This window comes from Actinophytocola sp. (genome assembly GCF_035762905.1).
Lineage (GTDB): Bacteria > Actinomycetota > Actinomycetes > Mycobacteriales > Pseudonocardiaceae > DASYTH01.
In genome coordinates, this window is the sequence record NZ_DASUCC010000040.1 from 1 (window position 1) to 23464 (window position 23464).

General features: G+C 69.5%; 26 protein-coding genes and 1 pseudogene. 20 read left to right on the forward strand and 7 right to left on the reverse strand.

Annotated elements, in window-relative coordinates:
* Positions 1 to 642 (reverse strand): metalloregulator ArsR/SmtB family transcription factor (locus VFV67_RS07180; protein WP_326468197.1); only part of this gene is annotated, 642 nt, incomplete at its 3' end.
* Positions 643 to 1542: 900 nt separating this feature from the next.
* Here VFV67_RS07180 and VFV67_RS36730 point away from each other — a divergent pair.
* From VFV67_RS36730 to VFV67_RS07195, 3 genes are all read left to right on the forward strand, one after another.
* Positions 1543 to 1845, forward strand: a complete 303-nt coding sequence (locus tag VFV67_RS36730; protein WP_414636196.1) for a hypothetical protein — start codon at positions 1543 to 1545, stop codon at positions 1843 to 1845.
* 894 nt (positions 1846 to 2739) lie between these two features.
* Complete coding sequence (locus VFV67_RS07190; protein WP_326468198.1) at positions 2740 to 3291, forward strand: hypothetical protein; 552 nt, start codon at positions 2740 to 2742, stop codon at positions 3289 to 3291.
* A gap of 110 nt (positions 3292 to 3401) precedes the next feature.
* Complete coding sequence (locus tag VFV67_RS07195; protein ID WP_326468199.1) at positions 3402 to 4172, forward strand: spermidine synthase; 771 nt, start codon at positions 3402 to 3404, stop codon at positions 4170 to 4172.
* 372 nt (positions 4173 to 4544) lie between these two features.
* Here VFV67_RS07195 and VFV67_RS07200 read toward each other — a convergent pair whose 3' ends face one another.
* Positions 4545 to 4868, reverse strand: a complete 324-nt coding sequence (locus VFV67_RS07200) for a hypothetical protein (RefSeq protein ID WP_326468201.1) — start codon at positions 4866 to 4868, stop codon at positions 4545 to 4547.
* Between the two features lie 72 nt (positions 4869 to 4940).
* On the opposite strand from VFV67_RS07200, the pseudogene VFV67_RS36735 reads away from it, so the two are divergent.
* Positions 4941 to 5195: pseudogene (locus tag VFV67_RS36735) on the forward strand (helix-turn-helix domain-containing protein); the annotation flags it as partial.
* A gap of 73 nt (positions 5196 to 5268) precedes the next feature.
* A complete protein-coding gene (locus VFV67_RS07205; RefSeq protein WP_326468202.1) occupies positions 5269 to 6072 on the forward strand; it encodes an IS630 family transposase in 804 nt (267 codons plus the stop codon).
* 96 nt (positions 6073 to 6168) lie between these two features.
* Here VFV67_RS07205 and VFV67_RS07210 read toward each other — a convergent pair whose 3' ends face one another.
* On the reverse strand, positions 6169 to 6333 hold the full coding sequence (locus VFV67_RS07210; protein ID WP_326468203.1) for a hypothetical protein: 165 nt from the start codon (positions 6331 to 6333) through the stop codon (positions 6169 to 6171).
* A 56-nt stretch (positions 6334 to 6389) separates the two neighbouring features.
* Here VFV67_RS07210 and VFV67_RS07215 point away from each other — a divergent pair, with 56 nt between their 5' ends.
* From VFV67_RS07215 to VFV67_RS07225, 3 genes are all read left to right on the forward strand, one after another.
* Positions 6390 to 6773, forward strand: coding sequence for a hypothetical protein (locus VFV67_RS07215; protein ID WP_326468205.1), 384 nt, complete (start codon positions 6390 to 6392; stop codon positions 6771 to 6773).
* Positions 6774 to 7339: 566 nt separating this feature from the next.
* Entirely contained in the window at positions 7340 to 7693 is a 354-nt protein-coding gene (locus tag VFV67_RS07220) for a DNA polymerase ligase N-terminal domain-containing protein (RefSeq protein WP_326468206.1), read from the forward strand.
* A gap of 316 nt (positions 7694 to 8009) precedes the next feature.
* Positions 8010 to 8411 carry a hypothetical protein gene (locus VFV67_RS07225; protein WP_326468208.1) on the forward strand — a complete coding sequence of 134 codons (402 nt, stop codon included), beginning with the start codon at positions 8010 to 8012 and terminating at the stop codon, positions 8409 to 8411.
* Here VFV67_RS07225 and VFV67_RS07230 read toward each other — a convergent pair.
* Positions 8374 to 9054, reverse strand: a complete 681-nt coding sequence (locus tag VFV67_RS07230; RefSeq protein WP_326468209.1) for a glycosyltransferase family 2 protein — start codon at positions 9052 to 9054, stop codon at positions 8374 to 8376. The genes VFV67_RS07225 and VFV67_RS07230 overlap by 38 nt on opposite strands.
* A gap of 272 nt (positions 9055 to 9326) precedes the next feature.
* Here VFV67_RS07230 and VFV67_RS07235 point away from each other — a divergent pair, with 272 nt between their 5' ends.
* Entirely contained in the window at positions 9327 to 10289 is a 963-nt protein-coding gene (locus VFV67_RS07235; protein WP_326468210.1) for an NAD-dependent epimerase/dehydratase family protein, read from the forward strand.
* A gap of 57 nt (positions 10290 to 10346) precedes the next feature.
* On the opposite strand, the gene VFV67_RS07240 is transcribed toward VFV67_RS07235, so the two are convergent.
* Positions 10347 to 11639, reverse strand: coding sequence for a M14 family metallopeptidase (locus VFV67_RS07240; protein ID WP_326468211.1), 1293 nt, complete (start codon positions 11637 to 11639; stop codon positions 10347 to 10349).
* Positions 11640 to 11779: 140 nt separating this feature from the next.
* On the opposite strand from VFV67_RS07240, the gene VFV67_RS07245 reads away from it, so the two are divergent.
* From VFV67_RS07245 to VFV67_RS07290, 10 genes are all read left to right on the forward strand, one after another.
* On the forward strand, positions 11780 to 12565 hold the full coding sequence (locus VFV67_RS07245; protein WP_326468212.1) for a nucleotidyltransferase domain-containing protein: 786 nt from the start codon (positions 11780 to 11782) through the stop codon (positions 12563 to 12565).
* A gap of 130 nt (positions 12566 to 12695) precedes the next feature.
* Positions 12696 to 13928, forward strand: coding sequence for an amino acid ABC transporter substrate-binding protein (locus tag VFV67_RS07250; protein WP_326468213.1), 1233 nt, complete (start codon positions 12696 to 12698; stop codon positions 13926 to 13928).
* 7 nt (positions 13929 to 13935) lie between these two features.
* On the forward strand, positions 13936 to 14802 hold the full coding sequence (locus VFV67_RS07255; protein WP_326468214.1) for a branched-chain amino acid ABC transporter permease: 867 nt from the start codon (positions 13936 to 13938) through the stop codon (positions 14800 to 14802).
* Complete coding sequence (locus VFV67_RS07260) at positions 14799 to 16550, forward strand: branched-chain amino acid ABC transporter ATP-binding protein/permease (protein WP_326468215.1); 1752 nt, start codon at positions 14799 to 14801, stop codon at positions 16548 to 16550. Before VFV67_RS07255 ends, VFV67_RS07260 begins: the two co-directional genes overlap by 4 nt.
* Positions 16543 to 17247: an ABC transporter ATP-binding protein gene (locus VFV67_RS07265; RefSeq protein ID WP_326468216.1), complete on the forward strand. Its 705-nt coding sequence runs from the start codon at positions 16543 to 16545 to the stop codon at positions 17245 to 17247. Before VFV67_RS07260 ends, VFV67_RS07265 begins: the two co-directional genes overlap by 8 nt.
* Before the next feature lie 82 nt (positions 17248 to 17329).
* Positions 17330 to 17977, forward strand: coding sequence for a GntR family transcriptional regulator (locus tag VFV67_RS07270; RefSeq protein WP_326468217.1), 648 nt, complete (start codon positions 17330 to 17332; stop codon positions 17975 to 17977).
* A 12-nt stretch (positions 17978 to 17989) separates the two neighbouring features.
* Positions 17990 to 18715 carry a PIG-L deacetylase family protein gene (locus VFV67_RS07275; RefSeq protein ID WP_326468219.1) on the forward strand — a complete coding sequence of 242 codons (726 nt, stop codon included), beginning with the start codon at positions 17990 to 17992 and terminating at the stop codon, positions 18713 to 18715.
* Positions 18712 to 19416 carry a 4-carboxy-4-hydroxy-2-oxoadipate aldolase/oxaloacetate decarboxylase gene (locus tag VFV67_RS07280; protein ID WP_326468221.1) on the forward strand — a complete coding sequence of 235 codons (705 nt, stop codon included), beginning with the start codon at positions 18712 to 18714 and terminating at the stop codon, positions 19414 to 19416. The genes VFV67_RS07275 and VFV67_RS07280 overlap by 4 nt, the downstream gene beginning before the upstream one ends.
* Positions 19413 to 20477 carry a 4-oxalomesaconate tautomerase gene (locus tag VFV67_RS07285; protein WP_326468223.1) on the forward strand — a complete coding sequence of 355 codons (1065 nt, stop codon included), beginning with the start codon at positions 19413 to 19415 and terminating at the stop codon, positions 20475 to 20477. The genes VFV67_RS07280 and VFV67_RS07285 overlap by 4 nt, the downstream gene beginning before the upstream one ends.
* Positions 20478 to 20488: 11 nt before the next feature.
* The gene (locus tag VFV67_RS07290) at positions 20489 to 21436 is read left to right on the forward strand and encodes a VOC family protein (protein ID WP_326468224.1); all 948 of its coding nucleotides are present in this window, start codon (positions 20489 to 20491) and stop codon (positions 21434 to 21436) included.
* A 14-nt stretch (positions 21437 to 21450) separates the two neighbouring features.
* On the opposite strand, the gene VFV67_RS07295 is transcribed toward VFV67_RS07290, so the two are convergent.
* Entirely contained in the window at positions 21451 to 21858 is a 408-nt protein-coding gene (locus tag VFV67_RS07295) for a VOC family protein (RefSeq protein ID WP_326468225.1), read from the reverse strand.
* Positions 21859 to 21954: 96 nt separating this feature from the next.
* Between VFV67_RS07295 and VFV67_RS07300 the strand changes: the two genes are divergently transcribed.
* Complete coding sequence (locus VFV67_RS07300) at positions 21955 to 22905, forward strand: YafY family protein (RefSeq protein WP_326468226.1); 951 nt, start codon at positions 21955 to 21957, stop codon at positions 22903 to 22905.
* On the opposite strand, the gene VFV67_RS07305 is transcribed toward VFV67_RS07300, so the two are convergent.
* Entirely contained in the window at positions 22887 to 23426 is a 540-nt protein-coding gene (locus VFV67_RS07305; RefSeq protein ID WP_326468227.1) for a hypothetical protein, read from the reverse strand. The genes VFV67_RS07300 and VFV67_RS07305 overlap by 19 nt on opposite strands.
* Positions 23427 to 23464 lie beyond the last annotated feature (38 nt).

The window sequence follows — 23464 nt, forward strand, 5'->3', positions numbered from 1 at the left end:
AAGGTTCTCGTGGGTGACGGTGAGCCGGACGATCGGGCCGTGCGGCTCAAGGTCGAAGGTGACCCTGGACGGCTCGTCGACGCCCTCTCGGTCCGGCACCGACCAGGTGGTCACCAGCCGTGCCGGCGGCACACTTTCGACAACCGTGCCGACGACGTCGGCGATGCCGGAACCGTCGAGGCGCCGATGCTCCCACCTCGATCCGGGCCGCCAGTCGGAAACGTTGCTGTGGCCCCAGTACTGTGCGGTGAGATCCGCGTCGGTCAGGGCCTGCCAGACCCGCTCCGGCGTGCTCTCGATGTAGGTGACGTAGACGAAGTTCGGCTTGTCAGTCATGTCGTCCTCTGCTTGTCGTTTGATCGTGCTGAGTGCCCGCAACCGAGGACGTTCGAACTTGTCGATCCAGCGCTCCTGAATCTCTTGCAGCGGAACGGGATTGAGGTAGTGCAGTTTCTCCCGTCCGCGGCGCACCGTGCTGACCAGGTTGGCCGCCTCGAGTACGGCCAGGTGCTGTGTCGCGGACTGACGGGTCATGTCGACCCGCGCGCACAGCTCGCCGAGCGTCTGTCCGTTGTGCTCGTGCAGCTGGTCCAGCAGGTACCGCCGGGTCCGGTCGGCGAGTGCCTTGAAGACAAGATCCATGTCCGGTTGCACACCCCACGTTATGCAGTCATACGCCTGCATGTCAAGCCCGCGCACCGACGACCGGGGATGTCGGTAACTCCGGGCTACGACAGCGTGCTGCCCACCGATGCGCTGCTGCGCTATCGCGACGGCCGGCCACTAACCTCGCGTCACTACGTCTGTTGCGTTCGTCGCCTGCTCCGGCCTGCGTCGCTCGTGGGCCTTGCTCGATGTCGTCTGGGCACTCGTGTGGCGAGCTGTAGCTGACAACCGGCTCACTCCCCCGCAGCTGTCCGCGCCATTGCTGGCCACATCGATTCGTGCGGCGCCTCGACCGCTAGCTCGGGACGATCGCTCGGCTCGGAGTCGGGTGCGGCTTCCCGCCGGCGAGTTGCGCCCGTGGCGGAGTCCGTCGCAGCTAATATCAGCGCTGTCGATGGCGGAGGGAACACAGTGTCTGAAGAGGACTGGGCTGCTGTTGCGGCTGCGATAAGGCGGCGGGTGCGGGAGTTGGGTTGGCGGCAGCATCAGGTGGCGCAGCGCCCGCATGTGTCGCAGGCAGTCGTGCGGGAGTTGCAGCACCACACCGTGGAGCGCCGCCGCAGTCCGCGCACGCTGGCGGCCCTGTCGACGGCGTTGGGCTGACATCCGGAGCACTTGTCGGCTGTCCTGCACGGCCAGCCCATCCCCGCGGTGCCGGCTGCCGTCGAGGATCACGCCTGGGCGTAGACGGTCGATGAGCGTCTGCACGAGATCATCCACCGGCTAGACGTTCTTCAGGCCGACATTTCGACCATCACTGACCATCTCGGTGCCGGCCGACGGGCGTTGTCGACGGGTGCCGTTCTGCGGTGGTGGGGTCGCCTCGGACCGGTTCGATGGGCTTGACGTCGAGGGCGTCGGCCAATCCTGTCGGCCGTGCCGTTCATGAGGTCCGCCGGGATCTCCGTGCTGCTGGAAACACACCAACGCGCCGCGCCGCACACCGCGGTATTCATCGTCGCACCAAGCCGAACCACGCTGCGGCCACTACAGGTCACCGGCCTGGACACCGTCCTCGACCTCTACCTGTCCGCCCCGACTCGCCTCACCAGAACGGTCCCGGCAAACGACACCATAGGCACGCCGCACCTCCCGTCTTCTCCGCTATCAGCGAGTGCGTCCCGCCGCAGGCACGCATCCCACCCGGATGACCAGCATCAAGGGCCCGCTACGGATTAACGGCAACGGCGAGAGTAGGACGCAGGCTGGTTTCATCTGAGGCTACCCTCGGTGAGACCAGGTGCCATGCGCGTGCTCGATCCACCGCCGGTGCTCCGCTCGCTGAGCATGCCATGCGATCTGCTGCGCCATAGTCACGTTCCGAGAGCGAAGCGTGTAGTTAACGAGCAAGATCGTCCTCGGACACCAGTCTTGGTGTAATGCCGCGATTCTCGCGAAATCTCACTATGGCCGACGGTCGTGGAAGTGCAGCCGAACCCCGTTGCGAGGCGTCGAGTCGCCTGGTCATCAACGTGGCCCGATGCTGGAGCAGACGTTGCGATGGTAGGTGAGCATGGCGAGAGGCAACCCCACCCGGACAGTGCCGCAAACCTTTCGCTGAAGGGGCGAAAGTCCTCGTGAAGCGGACACTCCTCTGTGCCGTGGCCGCGACCACCGATGAAAGCGGAACCTTTTCGGCGCCCTGGGCATCAGCCCGCTGCAGCGCGCGCAGCACGGCGAGCAGCCGCTCGTGCAACTGCTGCCACCCGCTGGCCTCGTGCCATTCGGTCAGCCGCCGCCAGCACGTTGCGCCTGAGGCGCCGAACAGGGCGGCGGTGGGCAGTCGGTTCCAGAGCGACGTGCTTCTGGCATGTCTATTACGGTAGAAGCCGAACGACGACTTCGCCTGGGTCAGGCTCGTCAGCCCACGTCGTATCGAGGTCGAACACGCTGGCCGCAACGGGGAAAGCATTACAGTAGCGCTGTGGATCGGTGCCCCTGACCTGCCGTGGGCAAGTTCTCTGTGGGGTTACGCTGCTCAGCGCGCCGAGGATTTGCTGGAGTGGGACGAGCACGCGCCGTCACCGTCCGCCATCTCCTGAGCCGGGAACGGTCGGCGGTAGCGTTCTCGGCATGGCACCCGCACCCCGGCTCACGCTCGGCGAGCTGCCGCCGGTTGCGCGGGTGATCGCGTCGGCGACGACCGACGCGATCGCAGCCGCGCAGGTCGGCGACATGGCCGCGTTCGACGAGGCCTGCAGCTGCCTCCTCATCGACCCCGAGCATGCGCGCGTCATCCTTGGCGACGCCGTTCGGCTGCTGCTGGAGGAGGTGCTCCCGGACGGTGTGGACGGCGACGATCTCCGCGAGATCATCGGCCGCAGTGCCCGGTCGGCGGCACCGTGGTTTCCCGGCGTCGACCCGGGGGTGATGGTCGTCGTCCTCAGCGGGGCGCTCGGGATCCATCCGGACACTCCGCCAGGCCCCGTCACCGGGGAGGAGCGGGCGCCGGAGCTGGACGACCCGTGGGACGCGGTCCCACCGCGACCGTCGGCAGCCGCCGTCACACAGCAGGCCGTCGTCATCCTCGCCGACCTGCTATCAGTGCGCGGCCGCCCGCTACGCGGCTACCTGGAAGCCGCATTCACCGAAATGGCGCGGCGAGAGACTGTCGAACAGCCCTGAGCCGCACCGCCCACACTGGGCCGGAGCACTTGCCGGCGCCCGCACCGGCGCCGACGCACTGCCCCCGTCCCCCGTCCCTGGCTGCGCCGATTCCACACCACCGGCACACTGTGTCGGCGCGCCGACCAACTCGCCGGACCCACCGCCCCGGAGCTGACCAACGCATGAGTGCCCGCTTCCAGGAACTCGACTGGCGCCAGACGCCACTGGGTGAACTCACCCTGCGCCGACGGTGCGATCCCAGCAGCGGCAAGGAAATCCACGAGATCAAGCTCAACGACGAGTTCCTGATGTCCAGCATGTTCACCGTCGCCGAGGTCGAACTGGCCCGCCTCGCGCTCGCGGAAGTGGCACAGGAACCTTTGCACGTGGTCGTGGGCGGCCTCGGACTCGGCTACACCGCGCACTCCGTGTTGGAGCACCCGAACATCGGCTCGTTGCTGGTCGTCGACGCCCTCAACGAGGTGATCGAATGGCACCGGCAGGGACTCATCCCCGGCGGGAAAGCGTTGGCAGCCGACCGGCGTTGCCGACTGGTCCACGGCGACTTCTTCGCGATGCTCCGCTCCGGGCAGGGTTTCGACCCGGCAACCCCCGGCCGGTTGTTCGACGCGATCATCGTCGACATCGACCACTCGCCACGTCACCTGCTACACCCCAGCAACGCTGACTTCTACCAGCCCGAGGGTTTGCGACGCCTCGCCGGACTGCTGCATCCCGGCGGGGTGTTCGCGCTGTGGTCCAACGACCCGCCCGACGACGAGTTCACCGCCGCCATGTCGTCGATCTTCACCGAAGTCCGCACCGAGGTCGTCAGCTTCCCCAACCCTTTGCAGAACCGCGACTCAGGCAACACCGTCTACCTCGCGAAACTCGGTTGATCGTCGTCGCCCGTCCGCCAGGGCCGGAACTGGTCTCAGCCAACCGAGGAGACAGCGCTCCGACAGCCGACCCGTTTGCGCGACATCGCCCGCCCGGACGCAGCGCTGGTAGTGATCAGCCCTGGTAGCGTCCCCGAAGACGACGTCGAAGGCGTTGAGGGGCATGGCGTTGAGGGCGGTGTCAGGAGGACGCAGGGACCCGCTGCTCAGCTGTTCTTGATGGCGTTGCGGACTTCGCGGGCGATGTCGATGCCGCCGCCGAGTTGTTTCGGATCCGACTGGGGGTCGAGGCGGCCGCCGCGGATGAGTCCGCCGGAACGCCGACGCTAAGTGGTCGCTTTCGGAAGTTCTTCGGGGGTTGTGCGGACTCGATCAGGATGGGTTGTCCAGGTAGAGGCGGCAGGCGCAGTCGAGGGCTTCTTCGGGGCTACCGCTGGGGAACCCGGAGGGCAGGATCTGGTTTTCGTAGCGGTCACTGCTGGCGAGGTAGAGCCCGCAGCCCCAGTGTCGGGCTGAGCCTGCGTAGCGCAGCCGGATCAGGGGCTGCAGGGTGCCGTCGGGCAGGTGTGCCTGGACGTAGACGAACGCACCGCGGTAGCGAAACTCCAGGTCGCCCGCCTGCGGCCAGTGGGTTTCGGCGTGGGTGCGCAACCGTTGCCCGACAGAGATCTTGGTGGACTCCGGTGGGGTAGTCATGACCGACATCGTGCCTGACCGGCATCCTGGGCGCCGCCCCGAACTGTCGATCATGAAACGAGCCCCGTCCCGATGCCCGTGGCCCAGGCCTGCCCAGTAACGGTGACCGGCGCGATCCGACGAGTGCTGATCCGGCGGTCCCGAGGTCACAAGACGCCGTATCGGGACAAGGTCCGGGCGCAGATCGTGCTGCTGGCCGCCCGCCGGTGGTCCAACACGGCGATCGCGGTGCAGGTGGGAGTCACAGTGGACACGGTCCGGACCTGGCGTGGCCGGTTCGCGGAGCAGGGGTTGGCGGGCCTGGCCGATCGTGCCCGCTCGGGTCGGCCGCCGCGGTTTACCGCGGTGCAAGTCGCGCAGGTCAAGGCGCTGGCGTGTCAGATACCGGCCCGTGCGGGGGGTGGCGTTGTCGCGATGGTCGTGTCCGGAACTGGCCCGGGAGGCGGTGACCCACGGTGTGGCCGAGGCGATGTCGGCCTCGACGGTGTGGCGGTGGCTGGCCCGGGACGCGATCAAACCCTGGCAGTACCGCTCCTGGCTGTTTCCGCGTGACCCGGACTTCGCCACCAAGGCCGGACGGGTGCTGGACCTCTATGAGCGTCGCTGGGAGGGCAAGCAGCTAGGGCGCGGGGAGTACGTGATCTCCAGTGATGAGAAGACCTCGATCCAGGCACGGTGCCGCTGCCATCCGAGCTTGGCGCCGGGGCAGGCGCGGATGATGCGGGTCAACCACGAGTACGACCGGGGCGGGGCGGTGGCGTACCTGGCCGCCTACGACGTGAGCAGGGCTCGGGTGTTCGGGCGGTGCGCACCCTCGACAGGGATCGTGCCGTTCATGGCGTTGGTCGAGCAGGTCATGACAGGTGAGCCGTATGCCTCGGCGAAGCGGGTGTTCTGGGTGGTGGACAACGGATCCTCCCATCGCGGCAACGCAGCGATCGATCGGCTGGCCGCACGGTTCGGCAACGCGGTCATGGTCCACACCCCGGTACACGCCTCATGGTTGAACCAGGTGGAGATCTTCTTCTCCGTTGTGCAACGCAAAGTCGTATCACCCAACGACTTCACCAACCTCGACGAGGTCAAACAACGACTTGCCGAGTTCGAGAAGCGATACAACGCGACAGCCAAGCCCTTCCAGTGGAAGTTCACACGTCGCGACCTGCACGACCTCCTGGCCAGGATCAGCGAGCACGAACGCTAAGACATCCCTACCGAACTCCCACACGCAGCATGATCACCCCGAAGAACTTCCGAAAGCGACCACTAAGGCGCGACCAATCCATTGTCAAAACGGGCATCAGGATCGGGTGTGAGGTGGTAGTCCAGCCAGACCCCGGTCGTGTAGATCGATGCCGTCGATGCGGATGCCGGGTGGGTAGCCGGTGGCCGGGGTGAAGGCGTCGCGTTCGATGCTGCGCATGAGCCCGCACGACCAACCACCCTCGACCAGCGCGCTGGCCACCCCTCAGCCCCACCCTGGCCGCCTGCCTGACCGAGCACGCCACTGCCCGCGGCGCCGTGCTCCCCACCGATCCGCTGCTGCGCTACCGCGACGGCCGCGCCTTGACGTCCCGCCGCTACGACCACCTCTGGAAACGCCTCGGCCAACACCTGCCCTGGGTCGCCGAACACGGCATCTCCACCCACTGGCTCCGGCACACCACGCTGACTTGGGTGGAACGGCACTTCGGCTACCGCATCGCCCGCGCCTACGCCGGCCACACCGACACCACCGGACCAGCCACCACCACCTACATCAAAGCCAGCCTCCAAGAAGTCGCCACCGCCTTGGCCGCCATGACCGGACAAACCCAACGCCACCCCACAGTCCCCGCCGCAGACGCCCTCGGCGTGTCTGACTTGACCACCACCGACCCGCCGTCTGTACACTCTGGAGCATGAAATCTCCGGGATTCCCGGGGATTACAGGGGTTTTCATGATCATCCCCCCTCGGACACCGGTCTTAGTGAAATCCCGCGAATCCGGTGAGATCACACGCGTCTGTGTTGCTTGCTCCGTGTTTGGTCGGTCCGGTAATTCGGCTGTATGGCGAATGGGCACGTTCCCGGTGCGGGTCGACGCGATCGTCCTAGCTGGGACGGCTATCGACGTGGCCACCACGCCCACTTGCCTCGGCCGCTCAGGTCGCTGTGACCGGTCCGGAAATCTGTACGTGCAGTCCGGCTTGCGCGAGTCGGTGGAAGTACGGTGCGGGTGTGATGACCTGTGGAAACGGCTCGGTGACGAACTGCCCTCGGTGACCGCCCACGGCATCTCCACCCGCTGGCTGCGCCACACTGAGCGACATAGCCGAGCAACTCGAACTGCTCCGGAGTGACGCCGGGCGTTCCTGTGCTCGTGAACCGGACTCCCGACGGCAGCAGGCCTCAACGAGCTGCCCGGCGAACGGTGTCACGCCCTACCGGCGCCCGTAATACTGTGGTATCGCGGCGACGGAAGGCGGACGATGGTGGCGGACGCACGGCCGGCGTTCGTGCTGCACGAGCACCACCGCCCACGCCACCACTTCGACCTCCGCCTCGAAGAAGACGGCGTCCTTCGCTCCTGGGCAGTCCCCCGCGGCCTACCCACCCAGCCAGGCGAAAGCCGGCTCGCCATCGCTGTACCCGACCACAGCATCGACCACCTCACCTACGAAGACGAACACAAAGAGATCGCCGACATCGGCTGGTGGGAAGAACACGACCGCACCGAACGCCGAATCATCCTCACCCTGCACGGCAGACACCAGGCCGTGCGATACGCCCTCATCCACACCAAACCCGACTGGCTCCTACGCCGCACCACCACACAACCATGACCCCAACACACGGATGAACGCGCTTCACCCCGCCCAGGTTCTTCCGATACCCACTGTCAATGTGCGGTCTCAGGACTTCCTTGACTGATCGTTATCGGGACTTGCTTGACGATCTTGGGCGGTAGGTGATCCTGTTCGTCCGGTTGTTGATCACGGCGGACTGTGGGGGTCTGGGTGGAGTCGGAAGCGTTGGTGGAGTACCGCTACCGCGCGGTGTGCGAGGTGCTGGGTGGTCGCCGATCGGGGAGGTGGCGGCCCGGTACGGGACCTCGCGGCAGTCGCCGCATGCGTGGCGGCACCGCTCCAACAGGACGGGATGAAGGGTTTGGCGGATCGGTCGCGGCGGCCGCGGCGGCTGCCCAACACCCGCCGCGCACTCACCCCTGACGAACTCGCCGAGATCAACACCACCGCCCGCTTCAGCGGCAACGACACCATCCTCGACGCCGTCCTGCTGCGCCTGCACACCGAAACCGCCTGCCGCCGCGGCGGCGTCCTCTCCCTCCGCCTGGCCGACCTCGACCCGCACCAATGCCTCATCCAGCTCCGCGAGAATGGCACACCGTGCGCTGGCAACCCATCAGCCCCGCCCTCGCGGCCAGCCTGGCCTACCACGCCCCACGCCCGTGGCGCCGTGCTGCCCACCGACCAACTACTGCGCTACCGCGACGGCCACCCGCTCACCTCCCGCGCACCATGGTCTCGAACAGGATGTTGACGCCGTTGACCAGCGACTGTCCCTTTGCGATGGAGTAGTCGGTGTACCGGATCGTCACCGGTTCCTCGACCACCCGCCAGCCTTCGAGGTCGATCATCTCGACGATCTCCGACGCATGGCCCATCCGGCTCAACGTGATGTCCATCCGGTCCGCGACGGTTCGGTTGAACGCGCGCAACCCGTTGTGTGCGTCGGTCAGCCCGAGCCGCCTGCTGTGCGAGCCGAGCCGGGCGACGGCGCGGAGCACGACCCGCCGCGGCCACGGAATGTGCGTGGTGTCGCCGTGGAACCGGGTCCCCACCACGATGTCCACCGCCTCGGCCCGCAGCCGCTCCAGCAGCACGATCGCGTCCTCGAGCTGGTGCTGCCCGTCGGCGTCGAACGTGACGAAGTAGCGCGCTCCCGGCTGCATCCTGGCGTACTCGAGTCCGGTCTGGATCGCCGCGCCCTGGCCCAGGTTCACCGGATGCCGGATCAGGTGCGCGCCGGTGGTTCGGATCGCGGCCGAGGAGCCGTCGCAACTGCCGTCGTCGACGCACACGACGTTGGCGAAGGTCGCGCAGATATCCCGAACGACGTCGGCAACCACCCGTTCCTCGTTGAAGACGGGGACGATAAGCCAGGCATCCGGCCAGTCGGCCATTCTTTGTCTCCAGTTTTCGCAGCGAAGCGGCGCCGAGAATAGCGCACCGCTCCCGCAGTAGCCCGAACGAGGGATAATCGCGGCATTTTGCACACCTACCGTGCCCGACCTCCCGGGATAGCCCCGATCCCGTGACGACAGTGGACACTTTGGAGTGGTTGTGCTGAAACGGCGGCTAAATGAGGATGCCCGGCGCAGATCATCAGATAACATGTCCACTCCGCCGCGAAATGGCACATCCAACAATTTCCGAAAATCAGGAGGAATGGCCCATGGATCTGGTCGACCGGCACGTCATGGTCGTCGGGGGAGCCGGCGCGATCGGCTCGCACGTCGTGGATCAGCTCGTCGAGTCCGGCGTGCGCCGCGTTCGAGTCGTCGACGACCTGAGCCGCGGCCTGGTGACCAACCTGGCCACCGCACTGGCCCGGGCCCCGCAGCGGGTCGAGCTGATCGAGGCCGACATCCGCGACGCGGCGCGCATGCACAAGCTGTGTGCCGGCATGGACATCGTGTTCCACCTGGCCGCCACCAAGATCACCCGGTGTGCCGAGCAGCCGCGGGAGGCCCTGGAAGTACTGGTGGACGGCACCTTCAACCTGGTCGAGGCCGCCGCGGCCACCGGCGTGCGCCGGTTCGTGCTCTCCTCGACGGCATCCGTCTACGGCCTCGCCGAGACGTTCCCCACCACCGAGCGCCACCACCCCTACAACAACGACACCCTCTACGGCGCCGGCAAGGCGTTCAACGAGGGCCTGCTCCGCGCCTTCCACGCCACACACGGCCTGGACTACGTGGCCCTGCGCTACTTCAACGTGTACGGCCCCCGGATGGACGCGCACGGCAAGTACACCGAGGTCTTGATCCGCTGGATGGAGCGCATCGCCACCGGACAGCCTCCGCTGATCCACGGCGACGGCAAGCAGAGCTTCGACTTCGTCCACATCTCCGACGTCGCCCGCGCCAACCTCCTCGCCGCGCGCAGCGACCGCACCGACCGCGTCTACAACATCGCGTCCGGCGAGGAGACCTCGCTGCTCGACCTGGCGCGCACCCTGCTGGAGGAGATGGGCGTCCCGGACACCCTCGAGTTCGGTCCCGAGCGCACGGTCAGCAGCGTCACCCGCCGCCTCGCCGACATCAGCGCCGCCGAACGCGACCTGCACTGGACCCCCACCATCGACCTGCGCACCGGCCTTGCCGACCTCATCGCCTGGTGGCGCACCCTGCCCTGATCCCGACTCCCGCGTGGCGGCCGCGCCGCGCAGCGGCGCGGCCGCCGGGTCAGGGACTCAGCAGGTGAGGCCGATGACGCGGGGTGGGCAGTCGGAGAAGTCGAGGAGCAGCAGGACCGCCGCACGGTTGCGGGAGACTTCGCGGCTGATCACCTCGTCGGGTGGGTAGAAGCCGCCGCCACCACTGCGCGGGTACATCTCGAACGTGTAGGTGTAGACACGTTGGACACCCCAGAGCCAGTCGCCGATGGTGCCGTCGGTGATGTAGAGATCCGAGGACTGCTGGGGGGTGTAGTTGTTCGTTGCCGCCATCATCTGGCCAAGCCGGGCGTGGGTGTCGCGCTGGGCCTGGGTGAGGCCGGGGGCCAGGTCGTTGAAGGTGAAGCCGTAGGGCCAGAGGATCAGTTCGCCGTAGGTGTGGAAGTCGATGTGGGTCTTGATCTGCTGGACGCCGCCGACGACCCGGGTGCGGACGAAGTCGGCGACGACCCGGACCTCGGGGGCCGACTCGGCCGCGCTGCCGCGGAAGGTGGAGCTGCTGGTGCTGCCGGAGGATCCGCCGCAGCAGCCCCAGTTGTAGTTCCAGTTGCGGTTGAGGTCGGTGCCGACGTTCGAGGAGCCGGAGTTCGTCTGGCGGTTCTTGCGCCAGGACCGGTAGGAGCCGGTGGCGATGTCGTACTCGCCGCCGTCCGGGTTGACGTCCGGGACGATCCAGATCTCGCGGTTGTCGACCATGGTGCGGATCTGGGCGTCGGTGGCGTAGGAGTCGGTGAACTGGCTGATCAGATACAGCGCCATCTCGACCGTGAGGTGTTCGCGCGCGTGCTGGTGGGCGGTGAACAGGACCTCGGGCTCGGCCTCGTCGACGGCCACGTTGTCGGAGATCTTCAGGGCCACGATCTCCCGGTTCTGGAACGACCGGCCGATGACCCGCCTGCTGATCAGCGTGGGATGGTCGACGAGGGCCTGGTTGATCTCGGCGGTCATCTCCGCGTAGTTGTGGTACCGGGCGTCCGCCGAGGGGAAGTCCAGCGGGGTGACGTCTCCCGCGCTCGGCGGGGCCAGCAGTTCCTGCCGCTCGACCTGGTAGCCCAGCGCGCGGATCCGCGCCACCTCCGCCGGGGTGGCGGTAATGTTGAGGCCGCCGTGCTCGACGGCGTCCACCGAGGCGCCGGTGCGCGCGATCGCGCTGCGCTGCTCGGCGGTCTTGACGTTCTCCACCCGGTACTCGGCGAAGGTGGGTACGTCGGGCGCCGGTTGGTCACCGGTCGCCGGGGGTGCGCTGACGGACAGGGTCGTGGCGAAGGCGATCAGGGCGCCGGCCACCACCGACAAGCGTTTGCGGTTCACACTGCCTCCCGCAGGGAGCGCCGGGGTTTCCGGCGCGTGGAGGTGGGTTTGGGTTGTGTGCACCGATGTTCCGCCGCGCACCGGGCCCACCACAAGCGGCAGATGTCCGAACAAACGGAAATCCTGCATAGCATTGCCGAATGCACCAACATCATGAGGAGTCGATCCGGCGGATCGTCGAGTACTTCGAGCCTCAGCCCGATGTGCTCGGACTGCTGCTGGCCGGCTCGCTCGCGCACGGGTTCGCCGGCCCGGACTCCGATGTCGACGTGCTGATCCTGGTGACCGAGGAGGAACACGCGCGGCGGGTGGCGACCGGGCAGCGCACCTTCGTCACCGCGGACCTGTGCACCTATCCCGGTGGCTACGTCGACGGGAAGTACCTGCGGCCCGGTTTCCTGGCCGAGGTGGCCGCGCGCGGCAGCGAACCGGCCCGGTTCGCCTTCGCCGACGCCCGGGTGCTGTTCGGCCGCCTCGACGGGCTGCCCGAGTCGGTGCGGGCCGCGGCCCGGTACCCGGAGGAGGGCCGGATCGAGCGGATGCGCCGGTTCCACGCCCAACTCCAGGCCTGGCACTGGTACGCGAACGAGGCGCTGCGGCGGAACAACCGCTACCTGCTCGGGCTCGCGGTGAGCAAGCTGGTGCTGTTCGGCGGCCGGCTGATCCTGGCCCACAACCGGGCGCTCTACCCGTACCACAAGTGGTTCCTCGAGGTGCTCGGGCGGGTCGAGGAGCGGCCGCCGGGACTGTTCGATCTGATCGGGCGGCTGCACGAGGAACCGTCGGAGAAGTCGGTGACCGAGTTCTACGAAGCGGTCCGAAACTTTCGGGACTGGCCGCCGCTGGTGGCCGGCTGGGGCGGCCAGTTCATGATCGACAGCGAGCTGAACTGGCTGACTGGCGCGGCACCGGTCGACGATCTGTAAGCGTTAAGTGTTATTGCACACTTGTAAAGCAGAGGCATACACTCCTGCCCGACAAAGCCGTCGTGCCCGGAAAGGGCGGTGTCGGGCGATGCGGGCGAACAGACACCTCAGCCGGCGCGGATCCGCTCTGGTGGCAACGATTCTGCTGCTGTTCACGGTCGCGTGCGAGGCGAAGTCCGGAAGCGACTCCGGGGCGCAGCCGAGCAGCGGCGAACCCATCGTGGTCGGTTCGACGCTGTCGCTGTCCGGCGCGTTCGCCGCCACCGGCGCCATCCACAAGATCGCCGGCGAGCAGTTCGTCGACCGGCTCAACGCCAGCGGCGGGCTGCTCGGCCGCCAGGTCCGCTGGACCGTCCGGGACGACGAGTCCGACCAGGCGAAGGTGAGCACGCTCTACGAGCAGCTGATCACCCAGGACCGGGTGGACCTGATCATCGGCCCGTACGCCACGCCGAACATCCTGTCCGCGATGGCGGTCGCCCAGCGGCACGGCTACACGCTGCCGCAGCACACCGCGGTACTGGCCCCGCTGATGAACTACGACTGCCAGTTCCCCGGCTGGTCCATCGGCCCCAAGCCCAACGAGTTCGTGCCCAACCAGCTCTTCGACGCGGTGGCCACCCTGCCCAACCCGCCGGCGAAGGTGGCGATCCTGACCAACCGCAACGGGTCCACGGACTTCATCTCCTACGGGTCGGAGGCCGACCCGACCGGCGCGGTGTCGATCGCCAAGCAACGCGGTCTGGCCGTGGTCGCCGAGGTCCGCTATCCGCCGGCCACCACCGACTGGGCCCCGATCGCCGCCCAGGTGCGCGACGCGGCGCCGGACCTGGTGGTCAACAACGGTCTCGGCGTGGACCCGGTGAACCTGCTGCAGGCCATGGCGCAGCTGGGTTACAAGCCACCGCTGATGTTCAGCCTGTTCCCCGCGCCCGGGCCCCCGCTCGGCCTCGGCGGCACATCCGACGGGATGCTCTCGGTCACCCAGTTCGAGCCCGACAAGTCCACTTTGGACCGATTGGGCCCGGAGGCCACCGAGATCGTCGACGAGTTCAAGAACCGGGCCACCGCGGCGAAGCTGCCGTACACCGTGTTCGAGACGCAGGCCGCCGCGTCCTGGACGGCGTGGGAGATCCTCGCCGCCGCGGTCAAGGGCAGCAACGGTACGGACCAGAAGGCGATGTGCGACGAGCTGCACAAGTCCGGCACGGACACGACGTTCAACGGGCAACTCACCTTCGACCCGAACGTCAACAACTTCTGGCCGCCGACCCAGGCCCTCAAGCAGATCCAGAGCTCCAACTGGGTCACCGTGTGGCCGACCGACCGGGCCGCCGCACCGCTGCGCCGCCCGACCGGGTGAGGTAGCTGTGATCGCAGTCCAGTCCGCCGTAGCCGGACTGCTGCTCGGCGGGCTCTACGCCCTGATGGCCGCGGGCGTCTCGGTCACCTGGGGCGTGCTGCGGATCATCAACCTGGCGCACTTCGGCCTGATCCTGATCAGCGCCTACCTCACGTTCCAGTTCGCCTCCGAGTGGGGCATCGACCCGATCCTGACCCTCGGCCTGACCGTGCCGGTCATGTTCGTCGCAGGCGGCGCGCTGCAATGGGCCTACGACCGGCTCGGCGTCTCAGAGCTCAACTCGCTGCTGGTCAGCTTCGGCCTGCTGATCGCAACCGTGCAGCTGGTCAGCAACATCTGGAGCGCGGACTTCCAGCGGATGAGCGCGGCGGTCAACCCGTACGCCACGGCCTCCCTCGACACCGGCCGGCTGGTCTTTCCGATCACCACGCTGCTGGCGTTTCTGATCGCCATCGCGCTCATCGCCGGCGCGCATCTGGCGCTGCGGCGCACCTTCGCCGGCCGGGCCCTGCGCGCGCTGGCCGAGGACCGCACGATCGCCGGCGCGTTCGGCATCGACCACCGGCGACTCGGCGTGCTGCTCGGCGCGGTCTGCGGGGCCACCGCCGCGGTGGCCGGAATGCTGTTCGCGCTGGCCAACGCGCTCACCCCGGCCACCGCGTACGAATGGTTCGGCACGGTGTTCGCCGTGGTGATCCTCGGCGGCATCGGCCACCTGCTCGGCACGCTGGCCGCCGGGCTGTTCGTCGGCGCGCTGTCCGGGCTGGTCTCGGTGCTGCTCTCCCCCGCCGCGGCGCCGTTCGTGCTGTTCTCCGCGATCGTGCTGGCCCTGCTGGTACGCCCGCGCGGGCTGTTCGTCCGGGCCGTGCGGTGATCGTCCGCGGGCTGGCCGGCATCGCGCTCGCGGTGGGCGCGCTGGCCGTGCTGTCGCTGTACCGGGAGACCCTCGGGGTTCCCGTCTCCGTGCTGGCATTGCTGACCACCATGCTGTTCTGGGTCACGCAGGCGACCAGTTGGAACATCCTGTCCGGGTACAGCGGTTACTTCAGCTTCGGTCAGGCGGCCTACGTCGGCGTCGGCGCGTACACCACCGCGGTGCTGTTCGGCCGGCACCGGCTGGACTTCGGGCTCACCGTGCTGATCGCGGCCGGGTTGTGCGCGGTGCTCGCCCTCGGCATCGGGGTGCTCGCGTTCCGGCTGCGCTCGCTGCGCGGCGAGATCTTCGCGTTGCTCACCCTTGCGGTTCCGTTCATCCTGGCCGCGCTGGCCAGGATCAACGGCTCGATCGACGGCGGTCAGGGGATCATCGTCGCCGTCCCGGACTTCCCGGCCTCGATCGGGCTTTTCCAGGATTTCCTCTACCTGGTCAACCTGCTGGTCGCCGGGGCGGCGGTCGCGGTGGCGTTCCTGATGGCCCGGACCAGGTCCGGCTGGGCGCTGGCCACGATCCGGGACGCCGAGGACGTCGGCGAGGCGCTGGGCGTGGCGACCTTCCGGTACAAGCTGACGGCTCTGGTGGCCAGCGCCGTGATCGGCGGGGTCGGCGGCAGCATCTTCGCGCTGCAGATCGGTTTCGTCACGGTGGACAGCGTGTTCACCCTGACCGTGCCGCTGTTCGTGATCGTGATGAGCGTGCTCGGCGGGCGCACGCACTGGATCGGCCCGGTGCTCGGCGCCGTCCTGGTCGTGCTGCTGCAGGACCGGTTGACCGCGGCCGATCTGCTCGGCTGGCAGCCGGTGATCCTTGGCGGCGTGCTGATCGCGATGGTGCTGGCCGCGCCGGAAGGGCTCTACCCCCGGGTGCGCGCGCTGCTGCCGGCGTCCCGGCGGGCCCGCCCGGTCGATCCGTCCGAACTGGACATTCGAATGTCCCCTGTGGACGGTGCGGAAACCGCTCTGGTCGAATGCGACGAGCTCACCAAGAACTTCGGCGGGGTGCGGGCCGTTGCCGGTCTCTCGCTGCGCATCCGGGCCGGCGAGCTGGTCGGCCTGATCGGTCCGAACGGCTCCGGCAAGACCACCCTGGTCAGCCTGCTGGCCGGCAGCGTGCGCCCGACCGGCGGAACCGTGCGGATCGCCGGCCGGGACACCACGGGGCTGCCGCCGCACCGGATCGCGCACCTCGGCGTGGCCCGCACCTACCAGATCCCCCGGCCGTTCGCGTCGATGACCGTGCGGGACAACGTGGCCATGGCCATCATGTTCGGCCGCGAGCCCGAGCGGAGCCTGACCCGGGCACGCCGGGTGGCCACCGGGCACCTGGCCATGGTCGGGCTGGAGAAACTGGCCCACGCCGCCCCGGCCGCGCTCAACCTGCACCAGCGCCAGCTGCTGGAGATCGCCCGGGCGCTGGCCACCGCGCCGGCCGTGCTGCTGCTCGACGAGGCGCTGGCCGGGCTCAACCCGGCCGAGATCGACAACGCCGTCGAGGTGATCCGCCGGATCCACGCCTCCGGTGTGGCCATCGTGATCGTCGAGCACCTGTTGCGGGTCGTCCGGGCGGTGGCCACCCGGGTGGTGGTGCTCGACCGCGGGTCCGTGCTGGCCGACGGCGACCCCGCGACGGTGCTGGCCGACCCGGCCGTGGTCCGGGCCTACCTGGGGAAGCGGTCCCATGCTTGAGGTCAGCGAGCTGGACGCCTGGTACGGCGACGCGCGGGCGCTGTGGGGCGTGTCGCTGACGGTCGGCGCCGGCGAGACGGTGAGCATCATCGGCCCGAACGGCGCCGGGAAGTCGACGATCGTGGCGGCGATCGCCGGTTTGCACCCGTCGGTCCGCGGCCAGGTGACGGTCGACGACGAGGACGTGCTGCGGCTGCCCGCGCACCGGGTCTGCGCCCGGGGCGTGGCGATCGTGCCGGAGGGCCGGCGGGTGTTCGGCAGCATGTCGGTGCACGAGAACCTGGTTCTCGGCGCCTACCGCCGGGGGGTCCGCGAGCGGTACCGGCGCACCATGGCCGGCGTGCTCGAGCTGTTCCCGCGGCTGGCCGCCCGGTCCGCGCAGCCGGCCGGCACGCTGTCCGGCGGGGAGCAGCAGATGCTCGCCATCGGCCGGGCGCTGATGGCCGACCCGCGGCTACTGCTGCTGGACGAGCCGTCCCTCGGCCTGGCCCCGGTGGTGCTGGACGAGGTGTTCGCCGCGATCGGCGCGATCAACGCGCGCGGCGTCAGCGTGCTCCTGGTCGAACAGGACATCGACCGCGCCCTGGAGATCTCGACGCGCGGCTACCTGCTGATCGAGGGCCGAATCGTGGCCGGCGCGCCCGCAGCCGAACTGCGCGACCGCGAAGACGTCCGCCGCGGCATCCTCGGCCTGTAGCTGGGCCTGCTGGCGAATCCTGTCGACAAGATTGCCGCGAATATTGTTGACGATTCTGTCACACCGTTTTAGGGTCCGCGGCATGCGACCGCACGAAGGCGAAACCGGCAAGCGGACGGCGATCGCCGCGCTCCGTGCGGCGATCGCCGAGGGTGACATGGTTCCCGGGCAGCGGCTGGTCGAGTCCGAGCTGGCCGAGCTGTTCGGGGTGACCAGGGCGAGCCTGCGGGCCGCGCTGATCGACCTGACCGCGGCCGGCCTGGTCGAGCGGATCCCCAACCGCGGCGCCCGGGTCCGGCTGGTCACCGTCCCGGAGGCGGTGGCCATCACCGAATGCCGGATGGTGCTGGAGGGACTGTGCGCGGCCAAGGCCGCCGAACTGGCCACCGACGCCGAGATCGACGAGCTGACCGGGCTCGGCGACGCGATGCGCCTTGCGGTCACCGACGGCGAGCCGATGAAGTACTCGGCGCTCAACCGCGTACTGCACACCCGGGTGCGCGAGATCGCCGCCCAGCCGGTGGCGAACGAGCTGCTGGAACGGTTGCAGGGCCAGCTGGTCCGGCACCAGTACCGGCTGGCGCTGCGCCCCGGCCGGCCGGCCCGCTCGCTCGAGGAGCACCTGGCGATCGTGGCCGCCATCGCCGGCCGGGACCCGGGCACGGCCGAGGCGGCCACCCGCGCCCACCTGCGCAGCGTGATCGACGCGCTGCGCGAGTCCGACAGCTGAAGGAGCGGTTTCATGCCGGGATCCCTGCTGGTGATCAGCGCGCACGCGGGCGACTTCGTCTGGCGTGCCTCCGGCGCCATCGCGCTGGCCACCGCCCGCGGCGAGCGCGCCAAGGTCGTCTGCCTGAGCTACGGCGAGCGCGGCGAGTCGGCAAGGGCCTGGCGGGACGGGCTGGCCCTTGACGAGATCAAACACCTGCGCCGGTCCGAGGCCACCTCAGCGGCGGCGGTACTCGGCGCGGAGATCGAGTTCTTCGACGCGGGCGACTACCCGCTGCCGGAGAGCGCGGAACTGGTCGACCGCCTGGTCCGGGTCTACCGGGACGTCGAGCCCGCGGTGGTGCTCACCCATCCGCCCGCCGACCCGTACAACGGCGACCATCCGGCCGCCTCCCGGATGGCGCTGCAGGCCAGGGTGCTCGCCCAGGCCATCGGCTACGAGGCACCGGGCGATCCGCTCGGCGCTCCCCCGGTGTTCTTCTTCGAGCCGCATCAGCCCGAGCAGTGCGACTTCCGGCCGAACCTGCTGCTGGACATCACCCCGGTGTTCGAGGTCAAACGTCAGGCGATGGAGTGCCTGCCGGCCCAGCGGCACATGTGGGACTACTACACCGATCTGGCCGTGCGCCGCGGCGTGCAGCTCAACCGCAACGCCGGGCCCAACCTCGGCCGGACCCACGGCACCAGGGCCGAGGCCTACGTCCGCCTCTTCCCCCAAACCACGGAGGTCCTGGCATGACACCGGTCGTTGTCACCGGCCCGCCCCGCGCCAATCTGTCCACAGTGGACGAGTTGGCCGCCCTCGGGGTGGCCACCGCGCACGAGGCGATGGGCCGCGCCGGCTACCTCGGTAGCGCACTTCGCCCGGTGCAGCAGGGTGTCCGGGTCGGCGGTACCGCCGTGACCGCGCTGTGCGCCCCGGGCGACAACCTGATGATCCACGCGGCGGTGGAGCAGTGCGCGGCCGGCGACCTGCTCGTGGTGGCCACCACCTCGCCGAGCACGGACGGGTTCTTCGGTGAGCTGCTGGCCACGGCGCTGCGGGTGCGCGGGGTCCGCGGCCTGGTCACCGGGACCGGCGTGCGGGACGTCGCGGAGCTGCGGGCGATGGGATTTCCGGTGTGGTCGGCCGCGGTCAGCGCGCAGGGCACGGTGAAGGCCACGGCCGGCGCGGTGAACGTTCCGGTCGTGCTCGGCGGTCAGCCGGTGGGTCCGGGCGACGCGGTCCTTGCCGACGACGACGGGGTGCTGTGCGTGCCACGCCGGCAGGTCGCCGCGGTGCTCGACGCGGCCAGGTCCCGGGTGGCCAAGGAGGAGGCCGCCCGCGCGGCGTTCGTCGCCGGCGAGCTGGGCCTGGACCGGTACGGGCTGCGCGAGCGGCTGGCAGGTCTCGGCGTGCGGTACCTGACCGCCGAGCAGTACGCGGCGGAAGTCCAATGACCACAGGGATTGCGTGCCTGCTGATGCGCGGCGGCACGTCGAAGGGCGCCTACTTCCTCGCCGACGACCTGCCGGCGGACCCGGCCGTCCGGGACGACCTGCTGCTGCGCGTGCTCGGCAGCCCGGACCCGCGACAGATCGACGGGATCGGCGGCGCGCATCCGTTGACCAGCAAGGTGGCCGTGATCTCCCCCTCGGCCGAGTCGGACGTCGACGTGGACTACCTGTTCCTGCAACTGGGTGTCGAGCAGGCCACCGTGTCCGACCGGCAGAACTGCGGCAACCTGCTTGCCGGGGTCGGGCCGTTCGCCGTCGAACGCGGTCTGGTGGCCGCGGGCGCCGAGCGGACCACGGTGCGCATCCGCATGGTCAACTCGAAGTCCGTTGCGGTGGCGACGTTTCCGACGCCCGACGGCGCGGTGGACTACGCCGGGGACACCGCCATCTGCGGCGTGCCCGGCACCGCGGCACCGGTGACCCTGGACTTCGCCGACACCGCCGGATCGGCCTGCGGTGCCCTGCTGCCGACCGGATCGCGGTGCGACGTCATCGACGGCGTGGAGGTCACCTGCGTCGACAACGGCATGCCGGTGGTGGTCGCCGCCGCGAGCGAGCTCGGCGTGACCGGCTACGAAACCGTGGCGGAGCTCGCCGCCGACGCGGAGTTGGCCGAGCGGGTCCGGTCGCTGCGGTTGCGCGCCGGAACCCTGATGGGGCTCGGTGATGTCGAGACCGCGTCGATCCCGAAGGTCACGCTCGTGGCGCCGGCCCGGAGCGGCGGGACGCTGTGCACCCGGACGTTCATCCCCGTGCGGCCGCACGACTCGATCGGCGTGCTCGGCGCGATCAGCGTCGGCACCGCCGCGCTGCTCGACGGCACCACGGCGCACGACCTGGCCCGGCCGCCCGGCCCGGACCGGCCGCTGCGCATCGAGCACCCGACCGGGCACCTCGACGTCACGGTGGAGCTCGACCACCGTCCGGTTCCGGTGGTGCGCCGCTCCGGCGTGCTCCGCACCGCCCGCAAGCTGTTCGACGGCCTGGTCTTCCCCCGCCCCTAGGAGCGTCCACGATGGCCCTGCTGCACGACATCGCCCATCTCGGCCACGTCGAGCTGCACACCCCCGAACCCGAGCGCAGCCTGTGGTTCTTCACCGAAGTGTTGGGGCTGACCGAGAACGGCCGGGACGCCGACTCGGTATACCTGCGCTGCTGGGACGACTACGAGCACCACAGCCTCACCTTGACCGCGCACCACACCTCGGGCCTGCGCCGGACCTGGCTGCGGGCGGCGAGCCAGGCGGCACTGGACCGCCGGGTGGCCGCGATCGAGCGGACCGGCCGCGGGATCGGCTGGATGGACGGCGAACCGGGCATCGGGCCGGCGTACCTGTGCACCGACCCTGACGGCCACGAGTACGCGCTGTACTGGGAGTCCGAGTGGTTCGACCCGCCGGTCGAGCTGCGCCCGGCGCTGAAGAACCAGGCGCAGGCCTACCCGGCGCGGGGCGTGTGCGTGCGCCGGATCGACCACGTCAACTTTCTCGCCGTGGCCACCGAACCCAACGGCGACTTCGTCCGCGACCTGCTCGGCGGGCGGGTGACCGAGCAGATCCAACTGGACAGCGGGGAGATCAGCGCGCAGTGGCTGCACTTCCAGCAGAAGTCCTACGACCTGGTGTACACCCGGGACCGGACCGGAACCGCCGGCCGGCTGCACCACATCGCCTTCGCCACCGACACCCGCGAGGACATCCTGCGGGCCGCGGACATCTGCCTGGACCGGGGCGTGCACATCGAGACCGGCCCGCACAAGCACGCCATCCAGCAGACGTTCTTCCTCTACGTCTACGAGCCCGGCGGGAACCGGATCGAGCTGTGCAACCCGGTCGCCCGCCTGGTGTTCGCCCCCGACTGGCGCACGATCACCTGGACCGAGGCGGAGCGGGCCAAGGGCCAGGCGTGGGGCCTGCAGACCATCGAGTCGTTCCACACGCACGGCACCCCGCCGGTCGGCTGACCGCGGCAACCTCCTCACGCAGCCCGGCGCGCGCCGAGGATGTCCAGGTAGTGCTGGTTGAACATGACGCCGATCAGGTTGCCGAACGGGTCGGTCACCGAGGCCGTGACGAACCCCTCGCCGCGCTCGGTCACCGGCTCGTGCTCGGTGGCGCCGAGGGAGCGCAGCCGGGCGAACGCGGCCTCGATGTCGTCGACGTGCCAGTAGGCCACCGCCCCGCCGGTTCCGCGCGGCGGCACGAACCGGCTGTCCACGATGCCCAGCTCGTGCTGGTAGTCGCCGATCCGGAACTCGACGTAGGCCGGCTTGCCCCCGGCGTCGCGCCGGAAGTACGGCTCAACGCCGAGCAGTTCGGTGTACCAGGCCGCGGCGGCCGCGACGTCGTCGGCGACGAGCACGAAAGTGGTCATTCCTCGCAACATCAGTTCGGTCCCTTCTCGCTCTTCTCGGCTGACAGAGACCATCCTGCGGACTAAAGTGCTCATCAATTGAGCGCTTTTTCGGGAAAGATCGAGAACATGCGTGCCGATCGTCTTGTCGCCGCCCTGCTGCTGATGCAGTCCCGGGGCCGGGTGACGGCCGCCGAGCTGGCCGGCGAGCTGGAGGTGTCGGTCGCCACCGCGCGCCGCGACCTGGATGCGCTGTCCGCGGCCGGCATCCCGGTCTACCCGCAACCTGGGCGCGGCGGCGGCTGGTCGCTGGTCGGCGGCGCCCGGACCGATCTGAGCGGGTTGTCCGCGCCCGAGGCCCGGGCGCTGTTCCTGCTCGCCGGTCCGGCGGCGGCGATCTCCGGGGACGCCAAGGCGGCGCTGCGCAAGCTGGTCCGGGCGCTGCCGACGACCTTCCGGGCCGATGCCGAGGCCGCGGCGAGCGCGACGGTGATCGACCCGACCCGGTGGGGCGAGCGCGGGCGGCGCCGGCCCGAGCTGGTGGAGTTGTTGCAGGCCGCGGTGATCGGCCGGCGGACGGTCCGGCTGACCTATCTGGACAACGCCCGGCGGCGCACCGAGCGGCTGGCCGACCCGTGGGGTCTGGTGGACAAGGACGACGTCTGGTACCTGGTCGCCGGCACCGACCGCGGCCGGCGGACGTTCCGGGTGGACCGGATCGCCGCCGCCGAGCCGACCGCGCGGACCTTCCAGCTCCCGGCCGACTTCCGCCTGGACACCGCCTGGGAACAGGTGGTCGCCGAGGTGGAGCGGCGGCGCTCACGCACCTGGGCCACCGTGCTCATCGAGACCCGGTTCGTGCCCATCCTGCGCGACCACTTCGGCCGGCACTGCCACACCGACGCCACGCTGGACGACGGCCGGTCCCGGGTTCGGCTGGGTGCCCCGACCGCCCTGGACATCGCCAGGAACCTGGCCGGCTGGGGCGCGCAGGTCGAGGTGCTCGAACCGCTCTCGGTGCGAACCGAGCTGGCCCGGATCGGCGCGGAGCTCGCCGGCCGCTACACCGGCGCCCGGTAGCGGATGGGGACGTAGTCGTACTCGCCCGCCCCGGCCCAGACGTACACCTGGTGTTTGACCGGCGTTGCCCCGAAATCGAAGGCGAGGTAACGGGTCCGGGCGGCGTCGGTCCACCGCACGAACAGCCGGACGTGCCGGCCCCAGGCGAGCAGCGCGTCCCCGGTGCGCAACTCGTCCTTGGTGATCACCGTCGACACGTCGGTGAGGTCGCTGTCCAACCCGGCCCGTGGCGTCGCGTAGCTGAACGGCAGTCCCCAGACCATCGACACGAACCCCGAGCAGTCGGTCCGGTAGTAGGGCCACCGGCAGCCGCCGAGCACCGCCGACCAGTCGGTGCCCTGATACCCGCCGTCGGCCCGGAAGCACGCGTCCTGGGAGTACTCCGGGGCCAGCCGGAACCACTCCTGGGCCCGCTCCATCATCGGCCCGGTACTCAGCGTGACCGACTCCGTGTCGCCGGCCAGCACGGCACCGGTCAGCGCCAGCACCGCGACTCCCGCCCCCAGCCGCCCCCAGGTCATGGGCCGCCACGTTACCGGTCGGTCCGGTGCGGGCCGGG

Bases quoted from the DNA above. Each gene is read 5' to 3' on its own strand.
- VFV67_RS07190 (WP_326468198.1), top strand. From the start codon at position 2,740: ATGGCACCCGCACCCCGGCTCACGCTCGGCGAGCTGCCGCCGGTTGCG.
- VFV67_RS07200 (WP_326468201.1), bottom strand. From the start codon at position 4,868: ATGACTACCCCACCGGAGTCCACCAAGATCTCTGTCGGGCAACGGTTG.
- VFV67_RS07220 (WP_326468206.1), top strand. From the start codon at position 7,340: ATGGTGGCGGACGCACGGCCGGCGTTCGTGCTGCACGAGCACCACCGC.
- VFV67_RS07225 (WP_326468208.1), top strand. From the start codon at position 8,010: ATGAAGGGTTTGGCGGATCGGTCGCGGCGGCCGCGGCGGCTGCCCAAC.
- VFV67_RS07230 (WP_326468209.1), bottom strand. From the start codon at position 9,054: ATGGCCGACTGGCCGGATGCCTGGCTTATCGTCCCCGTCTTCAACGAG.
- VFV67_RS07235 (WP_326468210.1), top strand. From the start codon at position 9,327: ATGGATCTGGTCGACCGGCACGTCATGGTCGTCGGGGGAGCCGGCGCG.
- VFV67_RS07245 (WP_326468212.1), top strand. From the start codon at position 11,780: ATGCACCAACATCATGAGGAGTCGATCCGGCGGATCGTCGAGTACTTC.
- VFV67_RS07265 (WP_326468216.1), top strand. From the start codon at position 16,543: ATGCTTGAGGTCAGCGAGCTGGACGCCTGGTACGGCGACGCGCGGGCG.
- VFV67_RS07270 (WP_326468217.1), top strand. From the start codon at position 17,330: ATGCGACCGCACGAAGGCGAAACCGGCAAGCGGACGGCGATCGCCGCG.
- VFV67_RS07275 (WP_326468219.1), top strand. From the start codon at position 17,990: ATGCCGGGATCCCTGCTGGTGATCAGCGCGCACGCGGGCGACTTCGTC.
- VFV67_RS07280 (WP_326468221.1), top strand. From the start codon at position 18,712: ATGACACCGGTCGTTGTCACCGGCCCGCCCCGCGCCAATCTGTCCACA.
- VFV67_RS07285 (WP_326468223.1), top strand. From the start codon at position 19,413: ATGACCACAGGGATTGCGTGCCTGCTGATGCGCGGCGGCACGTCGAAG.
- VFV67_RS07290 (WP_326468224.1), top strand. From the start codon at position 20,489: ATGGCCCTGCTGCACGACATCGCCCATCTCGGCCACGTCGAGCTGCAC.
- VFV67_RS07295 (WP_326468225.1), bottom strand. From the start codon at position 21,858: ATGTTGCGAGGAATGACCACTTTCGTGCTCGTCGCCGACGACGTCGCG.
- VFV67_RS07300 (WP_326468226.1), top strand. From the start codon at position 21,955: ATGCGTGCCGATCGTCTTGTCGCCGCCCTGCTGCTGATGCAGTCCCGG.
- VFV67_RS07305 (WP_326468227.1), bottom strand. From the start codon at position 23,426: ATGACCTGGGGGCGGCTGGGGGCGGGAGTCGCGGTGCTGGCGCTGACC.